Annotated in this window: 1 protein-coding gene; it reads right to left on the bottom strand. The window is 43.6% G+C overall.

From position 1 onward, the window contains the following. Positions 1-353, bottom strand: a 353-nt coding sequence (locus tag AOA59_RS00460) for an ABC transporter permease (RefSeq protein WP_143522727.1), incomplete at both ends; no start/stop codon positions are given.

Genomic DNA, 353 nt, shown 5'->3' with positions numbered 1-353 from the left:
GCCATAAGTGCGACTGGAATGGCACCTGCCAAAACTAAGCTGTTGTTCCATGACTGCAATCCTCTCCATATTACATCCCCTAGGCCACCTGCTCCTACAAATGTTGCTAAAGTTGCAACACCTACAGTTAATACAGTCGCTGTTCTAATTCCCGCCATTAAGAATGGTAATGACAAAGGTAACTGAATTTTCCATAGGATTTGACGGGAGGTCATACCCATGCCTTTCCCTGCCTCAATAATCCCCTCATCAACACCTGTGATTCCTGTGTATGTATTTCTTAAAATAGGTAAGAGTGCATAAATAACTAAGGCTACAAGATCTGTGCCAGTGCCAATCCCTAGTACTGGTAC

The sequence above is a fragment of the Pseudomonas sp. 2822-15 genome (genome assembly GCF_002742515.1).
In the GTDB taxonomy this organism is placed as follows: domain Bacteria; phylum Pseudomonadota; class Gammaproteobacteria; order Pseudomonadales; family Pseudomonadaceae; genus Aquipseudomonas; species Aquipseudomonas salomonii.
The sequence above is the reverse complement of the archived record's forward strand: the minus strand, read 5'-3'. Positions and strand labels throughout refer to the sequence as shown.